Genomic DNA, 14,597 nt, shown 5'->3' with positions numbered 1-14,597 from the left:
TACGGGCAGCAGCTGCTGTGAGCAGTCGTCATTGATTACAGGAAGTCGTCGCCAATCAGGAGTGGCCGTTGCTACGGGCAGTGGCTGCTACCGGTAGTGATCGTTGATTACGGGCAGTCATGCTGTGCTACGGGCGGCCAACATCAGTTACGGGCGGCGACTGCTACCGGTAGCCGTCTGCCGCGTGACGCAATCGTCGTTACGGGTGGCGAACGCTGACGGCGACGTTCGCCGCTACCGGTAGCGATGCGCGTTACAGGTAGCGGACGCTGCTACCGGTAGCAGTAGTTGCTGCCGCTAACGGTCGTCGTTACGCGTGGTCGTGCTGCTACCGGTAGCGTGATGACAAGCGCAAAACGAACGACGACAGTCAGAAAAGGACGTCAACAAATCAGTGAATCAACAAATCAGTGAATCAGTGAGTCAGTGAGTCAGTAAATCAGTAAAAGGAGAAGAAGAGCATGGGCACGATTCCTATGGGAGGCACGTCGGCGGGCAACGTCGCTACCGGTAGCGGCATCAACGTCGACGATGGCGACGGCGTCGTCGACAATTCGGGACGCGCCGCGATCTTCGACCTGGACGGGACGCTGCTCGATTCGATGGGCGTGTGGGATCGGATCGATGAGGAGTTCCTCGCCAAACGCGGCATCGCGGTTCCCGACGACTACATGGCGAAGGTGAGCGCCATGCAGTTCATGGAGATCGCCGAATACACCATCGAGCGTTTCGGGTTGCACGACACGCCGCAGGCGCTCGTCGACGAGTGGAACGCCATGGCGGAGGGGATGTACGCGCAAATCGTCGAGCCGAAGCCGCATGCCGTCGAATATCTGCGTGCGCTCAAGGACAGCGGCGCAAAACTCGCCGTCGCCACGACGATGCTGCCGAATCTGCGGACGCCTGCGCTGAGTCATGCGGGGATGATCGATTTGTTCGACGCCGTCGTCGGCGTGGACGATGCGGGCGATCGGGGCAAGGAGCATCCGGACGTATATCTGCTGGCGGCGAAGAAGGTCGGCGTCGATCCACGGCATTGCACGGTGTTCGAGGATTTGTTCGCCGGTATGCGGTCGGCGAAGTCGGTGGGGATGCAGGTGTGGGCCGTGCATGACGACTCGTCGGATCATGCTTGGGCGCGCATCTGCGCGCTCGCCGACGGCGTACTGTTCGATTTCGATGACGCGCCGCGCCGGCTGCGTTGAAATTCGATGAAAGGGGAGTGCTACCGGTAGCGGCATCGGCTGTCGTCGCTACCGGTAGCGACGTGCGTTCCGTAGCGATGTGCTGCCCGTAACGATGTGCTGCCCGTAACGATGTGCTGCCCGTAACGATGTGCTGCCCGTAACGACGTGCTGCCCGTAACGATGTGCTGCCCGTAACGACGTGCTGCCCGTAACGATGAAGAACGCCCGCAGTCGGGGACTGCGGGCGTTCTCAGGTCAAGGGCGGCGCCCGTCAGAGCCGGTCGGCGCTTTGTTCGACGTAGTGGCCCATGTCGGAGATCTCGACGCAGTCGCGGAAGCGCACATCGGCGGTTTCGAGGGCGCGCAGCATCGTGGGAATCTCGGTGCCGGTCTTCTCGCTCAGTTCGTCCATGCATTCGAAGTCGGTACCGTCGTGCTTGAGGCCGAGCGCCTCGTTGACGACGCGCGGGAACTTGTACGGGCTGGCGGTGCTCAGCAGCACGCGCGGCACGCCGGCTTCGGCGGGCATCTGGTTCATGACGAAGTAGCCGCAGGCGGTGTGCGGGTCGAGCACGTAGCCGTGTTCGTCCCAGCATTCGGCGATCATCTGGCGCACCTGGTCCTCGTCGGCCCAACCGGTGGCGAACAGGCGGCGGATCTGGATGAGCAGCTCCGGCGGCACTTCGAAGGCGCCCCATTCGTTAAGGTCGTTCATCAGGTAGGCGGTCAGGCGCGGGTCCTTCTCGCTCATGTAGTAGAGCATGCGTTCGAGGTTCGAGGAGACGAGGATGTCCATCGACGGCGAGATCGTCTCGTAGAACGGGCGCTTGCGGTTGTAGGTGCCGGTCGTCAGGAAGTCGAAGAGCACGTTGTTCCTGTCGGAGGCGACGACGAGCTGGCGCACGGGCAGGCCGAGCATCTTCGCGTAGTAGCCGGCGAGCACGTCGCCGAAGTTGCCGGTCGGCACGACGAAGTCGACCGCGTCGCCGACCTTGATCGCGCCGGCCTCGAGCAGCTGCGCGTACGCGGAGAAGTAGTAGACGACCTGTGGCACGAGGCGGCCGACGTTGATCGAGTTGGCCGACGAGAGCACGACGTGCGCGTCCCTTTCGAGGCGCGCGGCGAGCTCCTTGTTGCCGAAGATCTTCTTGACGGTGGACTGCGCGTCGTCGAAGTTGCCTTCGACCGCGCACACGTTGACGTTGCCGCCCGTCTGCGTCGTCATCTGGAGTTCCTGCACACGGCTGACGCGGCCCTGCGGGTAGAAGACGGTGATGCCGGTGCCCTCGGCGTCGGCGAAGCCGGCGAGCGCGGCCTTGCCGGTGTCGCCGGAGGTGGCCGTGACGATCATGATCTTCTCGTCCGGGTCGCCGTCGGCCGGCGTCGTGCGCGCCATGAAGCGCGGCAGGATCTGCAACGCGACGTCCTTGAACGCGCAGGTGGGGCCGTGGAACAGTTCCATGACCCAGTCCTCGCCGAGCGGCCTGACCGGCGTGATGCGCCCGTCCGACCATTGCGGCCCGTAGGCCTTTGCGATGCATTCCCTGAGTTCGTCCTCGCCGAAGTCGTCGAGGAGCACGGAAAGCACGTCGTAGGCGATGTCCTGATAGCTCTTGCCGGCCAGATCGTCGATGGGGACGAGGCGTTCGCCGAGTTCGTCGGTGACGAACAGGCCTCCGTCGTCCGCGATGCCCTTGCGGATCGCCTGCTTCGAGGTCAGTGAGTCGGTCGTGCTGCGTGTGCTGTGGAACTTGTTCACTCGTCCGTCCTTAACAATGTAGGAAGATGGCAGTGTGTGGATGATTTTCAGTATAGGCTTCACCAACGAAAGCCACGGGCGCGCTGTCCGTGTTGCGGAACGCGCGGCCGTGCGTGATGCTTATGCGATGCGCGCGCGATGTATGCACGATATAAATGCATGCACGATATAAAGAGAAAACGTGTGCATGATGCGTGGACGATGCGTGGACGATGCGCCGCATGAGGGCATGGCGTCCACTAATGTGCAAGTATGACGAACACACAGAGCGAACACAACAAGGTCAGCGACGACGTCTTCGACGCGGTGTGCGCGATGGCCGACCGTGCCGGGGCCGCGCAGGCGAAGCTCGCGAAAGCCACGACCGACGTCAAGAACGGCATCCTCGAGGCGATCGCCGACGCGCTCGACGCGCGCGCCGACGAGATCGCCGGGGCGAACTCCCTCGACATGGAGCAGGCCTTCGCCGAAGGCATGGACGCCGGCAAGCTGGACCGTCTCAAGTTCGACGTGACGCGCATCGCCGCGTCGGCGAACGACATGCGCCACGTCGCGACGCTGCCCGACCCGGTCGGCCAGGTCGTGCGCGGCTTCGAGGCGCCCAACGGCCTGCGTCTGCAGCAGGTGCGCGTGCCGATGGGCGTCATCGGTATGATCTACGAGGCGCGGCCGAACGTGACCGTCGACGTCATCTCGCTGTGCATCAAGTCCGGCAACGCGGCGATCCTGCGCGGCGGCCATGCGGCGCAGCGCACGAACGCGGCGACGCTCGCAATCGTCGCGGACACGCTGCGCGAACTCGGCTTCGACGACGCGCTCGTCGGCACCGTCGACGCCTACGGCCGCGAGGGCGCGACCGCGATGATGGAAGCGCGCGGCCACATCGACCTGCTCGTGCCGCGCGGCAGCGCCAGGCTCATCCAGGCCGTCGTCGAGAACTCGAAGGTCCCGGTCATTGAGACCGGTGCCGGCAACGTCCACATCTACGTCGATCGTTCCGCCGACCTCGCCAAGGCCATTCCGGTCATCCTCAACGCGAAGACGCAGCGCGTCGGCGTGTGCAACGCCGCCGAGAAGCTCATCGTCCACCGCGACGTCGCCGACGAGTTCCTGCCGGCCGTGGCGCGCGCGCTCGCGCAGGAGGACGTCGTCATGCACGCCGACGAGGTCGCCTACCGGATCATCGGCGATGCGAACATCCGCGACATCAAGCTGTTCGAGGCCGACGAGGCCGACTGGGGCACCGAGTACCTCGCCCTTGAGATCGGCGTGCGCGTCGTCGATTCGATGGATGAGGCGATCGCGCACATCAACCGCTATTCGACGCATCACACCGAGGCGATCCTCGCCGAGGACTACGGCGCGATCGAACGGTTCACGAAGGACATCGACTCGGCGGTCGTCATGGTCAACGCCTCCACGCGCTTCACCGACGGCGGTGTGTTCGGCTTCGGCGCCGAACTGGGCATCTCCACGCAGAAGATGCACGCGCGCGGCCCGATGGGTCTGCAGGAGATGACGACGACGAAGTGGATCGGCTACGGCACGGGTCAGGTGAGGGCATGAGCGACGACGTGAACGACGTCGACGTGAACGACGCCAATATGAACGACGTTGACGCGCACGCCGCCGCGCGCGCGGCCACCGGCGGCGCCGACGTGACCTGCGGCGTGCGCGACGGCATGCCGACCGTCACCTTCGACGACGCCCACGTGCTCGCGAACCCGTGGGGCGTCGACCTCGCCGACCGGCGCAACCTGCTCAAGGTCGCCTCCGAACGGCTCAGCCTCGTGCGCTACGTGTTCCTCGTGCAGATCGAGGATGGCATCGCCTCGGCGGGGCAGCGCGCGTCGCTCGAGTACGCCGACGCGGTGCTCATCGGCTGGCCGGAGACGGACGCCGACGACGTCGTGGAGGTCGACGACGAACGCTACCGCGACGTCGTCGAGCAGATCGTGCTCATGGAGGACTACATCGACCGTTTCCGCTCGATGGAACGCGACAACGACATCGACGGCATGACCGACACACTCATCCGCATCACCGAGCGCGTCGCCCATGTGCGCCGCGCGTTCCAGCCGTCCTTCCTGCTGCCGACCTTCGCCGAGATCCGGCGTGTCGTGCAGGACGAGTGGAACGAGGACATGGGTAAGATCGATCCGGACGGCGAGGCCGCCGACGACCGCGCGCAGGAACTGACGCTGCAGCAGGAGATCGACCGCGTCGCCGCGGACAGCGCCGCGGCGGACGCCCAGGAGAAGCACTGACATGACGTATGCCGACATGACGAACGACGTCCCCGCCGACGCCGATGCCGTGGCCGACGCGGCCACTGGCGCGCCGCGTCGCATGGCCGAGCTGTCCGTGACCGACGCGGCGACGGCGCATCTCGTCTCGCCGCCCGGGCGCCGCTCGCCGCGCGGCAACTGGCATGCGCGCCCGCGCATCGGCATCATGGGCGGCACCTTCGACCCGATCCACAACGGCCACCTCGTCGCCGCCTCCGAGGTCTCGTGGGTGTACGACCTCGACGAGGTCGTCTTCGTGCCGACCGGACGGCCGGTGTTCAAGCTCGACAAGCATGTGACGAACGCCGAGGACCGCTATCTGATGACCGTCATCGCGACCGCGTCGAACCCGAAGTTCACCGTTTCGCGCGTCGACATCGACCGTCCCGGCGTCACCTACACGATCGACACGTTGCGCGATCTGCGCGCGCTGTACCCGGACGCCGAGCTGTTCTTCATCACCGGCGCGGACGCCGTCGCCGAGATCATGCGATGGAAGGATGTCGAGCAGATGTTCCGCATCGCGCATTTCGTCGCCGTCACGCGCCCCGGCTATTCGTCGGCGGTCACGCTGCCGGCCGGACGCGTCGACATGCTCGAGATCCCGGCGCTGGCGATCTCGTCGACCGATGTGCGCGAGCGCGCGACGCACGGCGAGCCAGTGTGGTATCTCGTGCCCGACGGCGTCGTCCAGTACATCGGCAAGCACGGCCTGTACCGCACGCGCGACTGAACGCGCGCGCCGGCGCACGTCAGCTGTCGGCACTACACTGAGGACACGGTTACGAACCAACTGACGTTTGGAGATACGGTGAGCGCAATCCTCGAAGGCAAACCAGACAAGAACCTGATACTCGTCACCGGAAGGGCGCATCCCAAGCTCGCCCGGGACGTCGCCGACCAGCTCGGCATCGACGTGCTCGAGACGACCGCCTACGATTTCGCGAACGGCGAGATGTACGTGCGATACACCGAGTCCGTGCGCGGCGCCGATGTCTTCGTGCTGCAGAGCCACAGCAGCCCGGTCAATCAGGCGATCATGGAGCAGCTCATCATGATCGACGCCCTCAAGCGCGCGTCGGCGCGTTCGATCACCGCCGTCAGCCCGCTGCTCGGCTATTCGCGTCAGGACAAGAAGCACCGCGGCCGTGAGCCGATCTCATGCCGTCTGGTCTTCGACCTGCTCAAGACGGCCGGTGCCGACCGCATCATGAGCGTCGACCTGCATGCCGCGCAGTCGCAGGGCTTCTTCGACGGCCCGGTCGACCATCTCATCGCGATGCCGGTGCTCGTCGACTACATCCGCGACCGCTTCTCCAACCAGCTCGACAACGTGACCGTCGTCTCCCCGGACGCCGGCCGCATCCGCGTCGCCGAGCAGTGGGCGCAGCGCCTCGGCGGCGGCCCGCTCGCCTTCGTGCACAAGACGCGCGACATCACGCGGCCGAACCAGGCCGTCGCCAACCGCGTCGTCGGCGACGTCAAGGGCAAGGACTGCGTGCTCGTCGACGACCTGATCGACACGGCCGGCACAATCGCCGGCGCGTGCAAGGTGCTGCAGGAGGCCGGCGCGAAGTCGGTGACCGTCGTGGCGACGCACGGCGTGCTCTCCGGGCCGGCCGTCGAACGGCTCAAGAGCTGCGGGGCACGCGAGGTCGTGCTCACCGACACGGTGCCGATCCCCGAGGAGAAGCGCTGGGACGGCCTGACGGTGCTGTCGATTGCTCCGCTGCTGGCGAGCGCGATCAAGGCCGTGTTCGAGGACGGCTCGGTCGCCGAGCTCTTCGAGACCTATCCCGAGCATCACGGGCAGGGCTTCCTCTTCGCCTGATCGGGCGGGGGAGGACCTGTGGTCCGGCCCTATGGCATAATGGATACTTGGCGGGCGCGACCCGCCGTTCCCCCATGGTGTAATGGCAGCACACGGGTCTTTGGAACCCTTTGTCTTGGTTCGAGTCCAGGTGGGGGAGCCAGCGGCGTCCGCATCCGGCTTTCGACGTTTGGATGCGGACGCCTTTCGCATCAGGGATCATGACGGGCCATCGGCCCAATCCACCAAAGGAGAACAGATGACGGTAATCGCCGCAATCGTGCTGGCAGCCGGCGAGGGCACGCGCATGCGTTCGTCGAAGCCGAAGGTGCTGCACACCTTCGCGGGAAAGACCTTCCTCGAACGCGTCATGTCCTCCGTCGAGGCGCTCGGGTCCGAGACGCTCGCCGTCGTCGTGCGTCATCAGGGCGAACGCGTCGCCGAGGCGGCGCGCGGCTACGACCCCGACGTGACGATCGTCGAACAGGACGACATCCCCGGCACCGGCCGCGCCGTGCAGTGCGCGATGCGCCGCCTGTCGCCCGACGGTGGCCTCGATGGCGACGTGCTCATCACGGCCTCGGACATGCCGTTGCTCGACACGGAGACGCTGCGCGCGCTGCTTGACTACCATGCGGCGAGCGGCGACGACGCGACGGTGCTCACGACGGTGCTCGACGACCCGACCGGTTACGGCCGCATCATCCGCGATCCCGACGGCGACGTCCTCAAGATCGTCGAGCAGAAGGACGCGAACAGCAGCGAGCTGGCGGTGCGCGAGGTGAACACGTCGGTGTACGTCTTCGACGCGCATGTGCTCGCCGACGCGATCGCCGACCTCGACGCGGACAACGCGCAGGGCGAGTTCTATCTGACTGACGCGCTCAAGGCGGCCAAGGCGAGCGGCAAGGTCGGCGCCTTCGCCGCGCCCGACCCGTTGAGCGTCGAGGGCGTCAACGACCGCGTGCAGCTCGCCGCGCTCGCCCGCGCGCACAACATGCGCGTGTGCGAACGTTGGATGCGTGAGGGCGTGACGATCCTCGATCCGTCGACGACGTGGATCGAGGACGACGTGACGATTGGCGCGGACGCGACGATCCTGCCCGGCTGCTTCCTGCAGGGGCGCACCGTCGTCGCCGAGGACGCCGTCGTCGGCCCCTACACGACGCTCATCGACGCGACCGTCGACGCCGGCGCGCACGTCGAACGTTCGCGCGTGCAGGAGTCGCACATCGGCCGCGACGCGACGATCGGCCCGTGGACGTATCTGCGCGCCGGCAACGACTTGGGCAAGGGGTCGAAGGCGGGCGCCTTCGTCGAGATGAAGAAGGCGCACATCGGCGACGGCACGAAGGTGCCGCATCTGAGCTACGTGGGCGACGCCGACCTCGGCGAGCGCACGAACATCGGCGGCGGCACGATCACGGCGAACTACGACGGCGTGCACAAGAACCACACGACGATCGGCTCGGACGTGCACATTGGCGCCGGCAACCTCTTCGTCGCGCCGGTCGAGGTCGGCGACCACGTCACGAGCGGCGCCGGATCAGTCATCCGCCATGACGTGCCGGATGACGCGATGGTCTATTCGGAGAACACGCAGCACATCGTGCAGCATTGGAAACCAGCTTGGGAGCGTTGATATGACGGCACTTGAATCATCCATCGAATCGGTGAGGATCGCGGCGGCCGCGACCGACCGCATGAAGGCGTCGGACATCGTCGCCTACGACGTGAGCGACCTGATCGGCATCACCGACTGCATGCTGCTGGCGTCCGCGACGAACGAGCGTCAGGTGCTTGCGATCGCCGAGGAGATCGAGAAGGACCTGTACACGAAGGGCGGCAAGCTGCAGCCCAAGGGCCGCGAAGGCATCCAGGAAGCGCAGTGGATCCTGCTCGACTACGGCGACTTCATCGTCCATGTCATGCATGAGGAGGCACGCGACTTCTACCATCTCGAGCGGCTGTGGCGCGACTGCCCGCGCATCGACCTCGAACTGCCCGAAGCGCCGGCCGACGACGCCGCCTGACGGAGACGCGACAATGACGGCGATCGAGACGGTGCGTTCGATCACGCTCGTGCGGCATGGGCGCACCTCGTACAATCTTGCCGGCCGCGTCCAGGGAAGCATCGACATCCCGCTCGACGATGTCGGGCTGTGGCAGGCGCGCCAGACCGGCGACGCGCTGCGCAGGCTCTACGTCGAACGTGATCCGGGCGCGCGCCAGCTCGTCGTCGCCTCCGATTTGCGGCGCGCGAGCCGCACCGCGCATCTGTTCGCCGACCCGCTCGGCCTCGAGGTCCACACCGATCCGCGGCTGCGCGAACGCAGCTTCGGCGACTGGGAGGGCATGTCCGGCGAGGAGCTCGACGCGCAGTGGCCGAAGGACTTCGCGCTGTGGTGCCGCGGTCTGGGCGGCGAGATGCGCCACCATGCCGAATCCCACGAGCATGCCGGCACCCGCGGCGTCGAGGCGCTGCGCGACTGGTCTCACCGGGCGGGAGCGAGCACCGACCTGTTCGTCTTCTCCCACGGCGCGCTCATCGAGAACACCCTGCAGGTGCTCTTCGGCATCGGATCGGCACTGCCGGACTTCGTCTCCGTCACGTCGATGCGCAACGCGCATTGGGCGCGTCTGGTCAACGCCGGACTTGACGACCCGGACCGCTGGATCCTCGTCGACTACAACCACGGGCCCGCGCTCGCCGACACTGAGCTGTGGGAGAACCCGACACGGCATGCGGCTGACGGACAGTGAACTGGTCTATGCTTATGGCAGTTTTGCCCACCGCCGCGTCCGACGCCCGTCCTGGGCGCCGGACGCGCCATGACCGGATGAATCGATCGTGAAGAATTTTCTCAAAGGACTATCGTTCTCCCAGCTGCTCGCGGGCGCGCTCGCGGCGGTCACGTCGTTCCTGCTGTCGTCGAAGATCGGCATCGCGGGTTCGGTGATCGGCGTCGCCGTCGCCTCGATCGTGTCGACATCGGCTTCGCAGATCTATCAGAACGTCATCGACGCGTCGAGCAAGAAACTGCAGGATGCCGCCGCGCAGCAGCTCGGCGAGAAGGGAGAGGGCGACGCCGATGACGCCGCCGACGACACGCGCAAGCACGGCTCGTCGCGCAAGGGCGGCAGCCGCAAGGGTCGCGTCGTCACGTCGGATGCGTCCGCCGTGGCGTCGCACGGCAGGCCGCAGCTCACCCGTCACGACAAGCGCGTGGCGATCGTCGTCGCCGTCGTCTCCGGCCTGATCGCCGTCGCGGTGACCGCCGGCGTCATCCTCGCACTCACCGGCGGCAGGGGCACCGATTCGGTCGTCCATGACATCGTCAGCCCGAGCATGACGAGCGAGGAGGGCGGCGATCTCTCGCCGTCGCCGTCGGCGACCGTCATCACGCCGTCGACGGATGCGACGTCGTCGCCGGGTTCCTCCCCCACGCAGTCGACGGACGGGCACAGCCGGCAGGACGACGAGTCCGGCACGAAGGACGACTCGGGCTCGGGTTCGCAGATCGTCGAGCCGAGCGCGTCGCCGTCGGCGAGCCAGGGGACGGACGCCGCCGACGGATCGCAGTCCGGCGCATCGACCGACTCGGGGCAGGACGGCACGGGCCAGCAGGACGACGGACGGCAGAAGGACGACGCCGGACATCAGGCCCAGTGACCCATGACGACAGCGGAGCCCGGCATGCCGCACAACGCGACACGCCGGGCTTTTGCATATCGTGAATCCATGATGTAGACTATCTCGAGTTGGCTGAAAAGCCGACGGGGCTATGGCGCAGCTGGTAGCGCATCTCCATGGCATGGAGAGGGTCAGGGGTTCGAATCCCCTTAGCTCCACGAAGGTATCTGGCAACAGATTCCCCCAATTCGGGGCTATGGCGCAGCTGGTAGCGCATCTCCATGGCATGGAGAGGGTCAGGGGTTCGAATCCCCTTAGCTCCACGACAGATTTTCACCCGGCTTAGGCCGGGTTTTTCGTTATCGGCGCAAGTTTTTGAGGCGTGGGACGCCGACGTGAGCGAGGTCACATGTGGGAAAGACGACATGCCTCCGGCTCACTTCACAGCGCAACGGGGCGTGTGGCGGGCCGCGGCCGCGTAGTGTGGGGAGCGTACAGAAAGGAGCCCCCTATGGCACAGCTTACCGAAGCAATGAAGGACTTCATCAAGGACAACCTCGCGTGGGTCGCCACCGTCAGCCCCGACGGCATCCCGGACCTCGGCCCGAAGATGAGCATGTTCGTGCTCGACGACGAGCACCTCGCCTACCACGAGCGCACCGCCGGCCAGACCTACCGCAACCTCGAGAACGGCAGCCCGCTCGTCATCGCGTTCGTCAACTTCGAGCAGAAGAAGGGATACCGCTTCCGCGGCGAGGTCGTTTTGCACACCGACGACGCGATCTACGACGAGCAGGTCAAGCTCGCCGAGGAACGCGGCACGAAGGTCCCGGCATGCGTGCCGGTCATGACGATCAACATGATCGAGGACCTGTCCGCCGGCGCGCACGCCGGCAAGACGATCGAGAAGGACTGAGCCGCCCGCCGCACCGCTGCCATCCCCGAAGTAAGGAGTCAGAAGGAAAGATGATTACCGACATCGTCATGCTGCGCCACGGGCGCACCTCGATGAATCTCGAACGGCGCCTGCAGGGACAGATCGACGTCCCCCTCGACATCATCGGACAATGGCAGGTGGACCACAGCGGCCTCGCGCTCGCGCAGCGCTACTACTGGGCGAAGGTGAGCAACATCGCCGCCCATCCCGACCTGCTGCCGACGCCGCCCGTGAGCGCCGTGCGTGCCGCCGATATCGAGGAGTACCGCAAGGCGCCCGCCGCGGCACGCACGATGCGCGTCGTCAGCTCCGACCTGTTCCGCGCCCAGCAGACGGCGCACGCCTTCGCCGACATCCTCGGCCTCGACGTGCGGCTCGATCCGCGGCTGCGCGAACGCGCCTTCGGCGAATGGGAGGGCATGACGCGCGCCGAGATCCTCGAGCGCTGGCCCGAGGACTTCCGTTCATGGAAGCGCCACGAGGGCGGCGAACTCGCCCACGGCGTCGAAAGCCGACGCGAGGTCGGCGAGCGCGGCGCCGAGGCGATCCGCTCCTATGTGCGCGAGGCGCGGGATGAGCCGGGCGAGGAAACGCTGATGGTCGTCTCCCACGGCTCGTGGATCGTCGCGACGATCGCGACGCTGCTGGGCATGGATGTTGACGAGGCCAACGGCCTCGACGGCATGCGCAACGCCTTCTGGTCGCGCATGGCCCTCGAACGCGGCGCTGACGGCGACCGCTGGCTGCTGGTCGAGTTCAACAGGGGACCGCAGATCGCCGAATTCGTCGACTGGGAGAACGGCCCCCAGGAGCTGCGCAGCCCCGACATGCCGATGTGGAAGCCAATCGCCGGCTGAACGCATCCCCTCACCGATCAACAAACCAATCCACGCCACGCCGCCCGGGGCCGCCCCGGACGGCGTGTCTCATAGGTGCGGCTAAGCTGTTCATGCTTGCATGTCGATGGTCGTACTGTCGATGGCTGCACCGTCGGCGTGTGCACTGCCGACGTTCACACACTGTCGGCGTCCACTGCACCGTCGACGTCTACGCAACACTGGCCGCGTCCCCGCGCGGCCCGGCGAATGGAAATGAGAGGCGGGTGATCTCATGCTGCGCATGTTCAGCACCGTTCACGGACAGGTCGAACAGATAGACAAGCCGGAGAACGGCTCATGGCTCGCGCTGTGCGACCCCACCGACGTCGAACTCACCACCGTCGCCCAGGAGACCGGCATCGACCTCGCCGACCTGCGCGCGCCGCTCGACGACGAGGAACGCTCGCGCGTCGACGTCGAGGACGACTACACGATGATCATCGTCGACATCCCGACGGTCGGGGAGCGCTCCGGACGCAACTGGTACGAGACGATCCCGTTGTCGATCATCGTCACGCGCACGCTCATCGTCACCGTGTGCATGCAGGACACGCCGGTGCTCCACCCATTCATGGAGGGCACGATCCGCGGATTCAACACCTTCATGCGCTCGCGCTTCATCCTGCAGATCCTCTACCGCAACGCGACGATGTACCTGCGCTATCTGCGCATCATCGACGGCGAGACCGACAAGCTCGAGCTGCGTCTGCGCCATTCGATGCAGAACCGCGAGATCCTGATGCTGCTCGAGCTGAGCAAGACGCTCGTCTATTTCAACACGTCGCTCAAATCAAACGAGATCGTCATGGAGAAGCTCACGACGCTTTCGCGCATCAAGCAGTACCCGGAGGACGAGGACCTGCTCGACGACGTCATCACCGAGAACAAGCAGGCGATCGAGATGGCGAACATCTACAGCGGCGTCCTCGCGAACATGACCGACGCGTTCTCGTCGGTCGTCTCCAACAACCTGAGCAACGTGATGCGCATCTTCACGATCATCTCGATCACGCTGTCGATCCCGACGCTCATCTTCTCGATGTACGGCATGAACTTCCAGAACGGCATGCTCGGCATGCCCTTCACCGGCTCGCGCTGGGGATTCCTGATCATCATCGTCCTCGCGATGCTGCTCGCCCTGCTCGTGATGTGGTTCCTCACCCGTTCCCGTCTGTTCAAATGAGGTCGCATGCGTAGCCGTGGAGGAACGAGGATCATCGCGATGTTGTGCGCCGTGGCGGCCGTATCGCCGCTTGCCGCATGCGGCACGTCGGTGCAGGTGTCCGTGCCCGGGCAGGCCGATGGGCCGATGATCAACATCGGCGTCGCCGTCGACGAGCCCGGCGTCAGCTGGTACCACGAGGAGGGCTACAGCGGCCTGAGCGTCGACGTGGCCAAATACGTCGCCGAGAAGATCGGCTACAGCAACCGCCAGATCGTCTTCCATCCGATGACGATGGCGCGGCGCGACGCGATGCTCGCTGACGGCACGATCGACTTCGCGATGACGTCGTATGCCTACGAGGGCGGCAAGGACGCGCGCGCGTTCACGAAGGAGCTCGCCTCGCGCGGCGGCGACGTGCGCTATTCGGGACCGTACCTGATCGCCGACGACGGGCTGCTCGTGCGCGCCGACGAGAGGAAGACGATCCGCGGCGCCGACGACATGCGCGGCCGCACTGTGTGCGTCGTCGAGGATGACGACGTGCGCGGACAGCTGGAACGCCGCGTCGACGGCGTGCGCTGGCGCGAGGAATCCGATTTCAACAAGTGCGTCTCCGCGCTGCTCGCCGGCGAAAGCGACGCCGTGGCCGGCTCCAGGCCGGTGCTTGCCGGGCTGCGCTCCGAGGCGGGCGCCGCCTACGCGGACCTCGTCGACGCGCCCTTTGGCCGCCGCGGCTACGCCGTCGCGACCGGCGGTGACCGCGACGAGTTCGTCGCACAGATTAACATGGTGCTGCAGGACATGATCGACGACGGCACATGGGACAGGATCACCGACGACGCGGAGCGCGCGCTCGGCATCGGCACCGACTTCGCGCTCAATCCGCCCACGATCGTCGCCTCGCGCGACGAGAGCTGAACCGCGCGTTCGTACTGCGGA

General features: G+C 66.0%; 14 protein-coding genes and 3 tRNA genes. 16 read left to right on the top strand and 1 reads right to left on the bottom strand.

Features of this window, described 5'->3' with window-relative positions; all coding sequences use genetic code 11:
• Window positions 1-461: 461 nt before the first annotated feature.
• On the top strand, window positions 462-1,205 hold the full coding sequence (locus CGZ88_RS02810) for an HAD family hydrolase (protein WP_269208408.1): 744 nt from the start codon (window positions 462-464) through the stop codon (window positions 1,203-1,205).
• A 253-nt stretch (window positions 1,206-1,458) separates the two neighbouring features.
• Here CGZ88_RS02810 and thrC read toward each other — a convergent pair whose 3' ends face one another.
• Complete coding sequence (thrC, locus tag CGZ88_RS02805; protein WP_101671020.1) at window positions 1,459-2,946, bottom strand: threonine synthase; 1,488 nt, start codon at window positions 2,944-2,946, stop codon at window positions 1,459-1,461.
• Between the two features lie 252 nt (window positions 2,947-3,198).
• Here thrC and CGZ88_RS02800 point away from each other — a divergent pair, with 252 nt between their 5' ends.
• The 15 genes from CGZ88_RS02800 to CGZ88_RS02730 all read left to right on the top strand — a co-directional run bounded on the left by CGZ88_RS02800 (window position 3,199) and on the right by CGZ88_RS02730 (window position 14,576).
• Complete coding sequence (locus tag CGZ88_RS02800) at window positions 3,199-4,512, top strand: glutamate-5-semialdehyde dehydrogenase (protein WP_101671019.1); 1,314 nt, start codon at window positions 3,199-3,201, stop codon at window positions 4,510-4,512.
• A gap of 116 nt (window positions 4,513-4,628) precedes the next feature.
• Window positions 4,629-5,213, top strand: coding sequence for a hypothetical protein (locus CGZ88_RS02795; RefSeq protein WP_034523402.1), 585 nt, complete (start codon window positions 4,629-4,631; stop codon window positions 5,211-5,213).
• A 16-nt stretch (window positions 5,214-5,229) separates the two neighbouring features.
• Window positions 5,230-5,967 (top strand): nicotinate-nucleotide adenylyltransferase, encoded by a 738-nt coding sequence (nadD, locus tag CGZ88_RS02790; RefSeq protein WP_101671123.1) that lies wholly within the window; start codon window positions 5,230-5,232, stop codon window positions 5,965-5,967.
• Between the two features lie 78 nt (window positions 5,968-6,045).
• Window positions 6,046-7,065: a ribose-phosphate diphosphokinase gene (locus CGZ88_RS02785; protein ID WP_026644358.1), complete on the top strand. Its 1,020-nt coding sequence runs from the start codon at window positions 6,046-6,048 to the stop codon at window positions 7,063-7,065.
• A 68-nt stretch (window positions 7,066-7,133) separates the two neighbouring features.
• Window positions 7,134-7,207, top strand: a tRNA-Gln gene (locus tag CGZ88_RS02780).
• Window positions 7,208-7,303: 96 nt separating this feature from the next.
• Complete coding sequence (gene glmU, locus CGZ88_RS02775) at window positions 7,304-8,686, top strand: bifunctional UDP-N-acetylglucosamine diphosphorylase/glucosamine-1-phosphate N-acetyltransferase GlmU (protein ID WP_101671017.1); 1,383 nt, start codon at window positions 7,304-7,306, stop codon at window positions 8,684-8,686.
• 1 nt (window position 8,687) lies between these two features.
• Window positions 8,688-9,077 (top strand): ribosome silencing factor, encoded by a 390-nt coding sequence (gene rsfS, locus CGZ88_RS02770; RefSeq protein ID WP_026644356.1) that lies wholly within the window; start codon window positions 8,688-8,690, stop codon window positions 9,075-9,077.
• 13 nt (window positions 9,078-9,090) lie between these two features.
• The gene (locus CGZ88_RS02765) at window positions 9,091-9,807 is read left to right on the top strand and encodes a histidine phosphatase family protein (RefSeq protein ID WP_101671016.1); all 717 of its coding nucleotides are present in this window, start codon (window positions 9,091-9,093) and stop codon (window positions 9,805-9,807) included.
• A gap of 88 nt (window positions 9,808-9,895) precedes the next feature.
• A complete protein-coding gene (locus CGZ88_RS09075) occupies window positions 9,896-10,717 on the top strand; it encodes an ICP22 family protein (RefSeq protein ID WP_243390037.1) in 822 nt (273 codons plus the stop codon).
• A 106-nt stretch (window positions 10,718-10,823) separates the two neighbouring features.
• Window positions 10,824-10,896 (top strand) — tRNA-Ala (locus tag CGZ88_RS02755).
• A 32-nt stretch (window positions 10,897-10,928) separates the two neighbouring features.
• A tRNA-Ala gene (locus tag CGZ88_RS02750) sits at window positions 10,929-11,001 on the top strand.
• A 188-nt stretch (window positions 11,002-11,189) separates the two neighbouring features.
• On the top strand, window positions 11,190-11,594 hold the full coding sequence (locus CGZ88_RS02745; RefSeq protein WP_026644354.1) for a pyridoxamine 5'-phosphate oxidase family protein: 405 nt from the start codon (window positions 11,190-11,192) through the stop codon (window positions 11,592-11,594).
• A gap of 50 nt (window positions 11,595-11,644) precedes the next feature.
• Window positions 11,645-12,472, top strand: coding sequence for a histidine phosphatase family protein (locus CGZ88_RS02740; RefSeq protein WP_101671015.1), 828 nt, complete (start codon window positions 11,645-11,647; stop codon window positions 12,470-12,472).
• A 253-nt stretch (window positions 12,473-12,725) separates the two neighbouring features.
• A complete protein-coding gene (locus tag CGZ88_RS02735; RefSeq protein WP_026644352.1) occupies window positions 12,726-13,676 on the top strand; it encodes a magnesium transporter CorA family protein in 951 nt (316 codons plus the stop codon).
• A 6-nt stretch (window positions 13,677-13,682) separates the two neighbouring features.
• A complete protein-coding gene (locus CGZ88_RS02730) occupies window positions 13,683-14,576 on the top strand; it encodes a transporter substrate-binding domain-containing protein (RefSeq protein ID WP_101671014.1) in 894 nt (297 codons plus the stop codon).
• The last annotated feature ends 21 nt before the right edge of the window (window positions 14,577-14,597 follow it).

This window comes from Bifidobacterium anseris (assembly GCF_002860345.1).
GTDB lineage: Bacteria > Actinomycetota > Actinomycetes > Actinomycetales > Bifidobacteriaceae > Bifidobacterium > Bifidobacterium anseris.
This window is presented reverse-complemented; position numbering and strand designations above follow the sequence as displayed.

Coding starts and splice junctions, on each gene's coding strand:
- CGZ88_RS02810 (WP_269208408.1), top strand. CDS start 462: ATGGGCACGATTCCTATGGGAGGCACGTCGGCGGGCAACGTCGCTACC.
- CGZ88_RS02800 (WP_101671019.1), top strand. CDS start 3,199: ATGACGAACACACAGAGCGAACACAACAAGGTCAGCGACGACGTCTTC.
- CGZ88_RS02795 (WP_034523402.1), top strand. CDS start 4,629: ATGCCGACCGTCACCTTCGACGACGCCCACGTGCTCGCGAACCCGTGG.
- nadD (WP_101671123.1), top strand. CDS start 5,230: ATGACGAACGACGTCCCCGCCGACGCCGATGCCGTGGCCGACGCGGCC.
- glmU (WP_101671017.1), top strand. CDS start 7,304: ATGACGGTAATCGCCGCAATCGTGCTGGCAGCCGGCGAGGGCACGCGC.
- rsfS (WP_026644356.1), top strand. CDS start 8,688: ATGACGGCACTTGAATCATCCATCGAATCGGTGAGGATCGCGGCGGCC.
- CGZ88_RS02765 (WP_101671016.1), top strand. CDS start 9,091: ATGACGGCGATCGAGACGGTGCGTTCGATCACGCTCGTGCGGCATGGG.
- CGZ88_RS02745 (WP_026644354.1), top strand. CDS start 11,190: ATGGCACAGCTTACCGAAGCAATGAAGGACTTCATCAAGGACAACCTC.
- CGZ88_RS02740 (WP_101671015.1), top strand. CDS start 11,645: ATGATTACCGACATCGTCATGCTGCGCCACGGGCGCACCTCGATGAAT.
- CGZ88_RS02735 (WP_026644352.1), top strand. CDS start 12,726: ATGCTGCGCATGTTCAGCACCGTTCACGGACAGGTCGAACAGATAGAC.
- CGZ88_RS02730 (WP_101671014.1), top strand. CDS start 13,683: ATGCGTAGCCGTGGAGGAACGAGGATCATCGCGATGTTGTGCGCCGTG.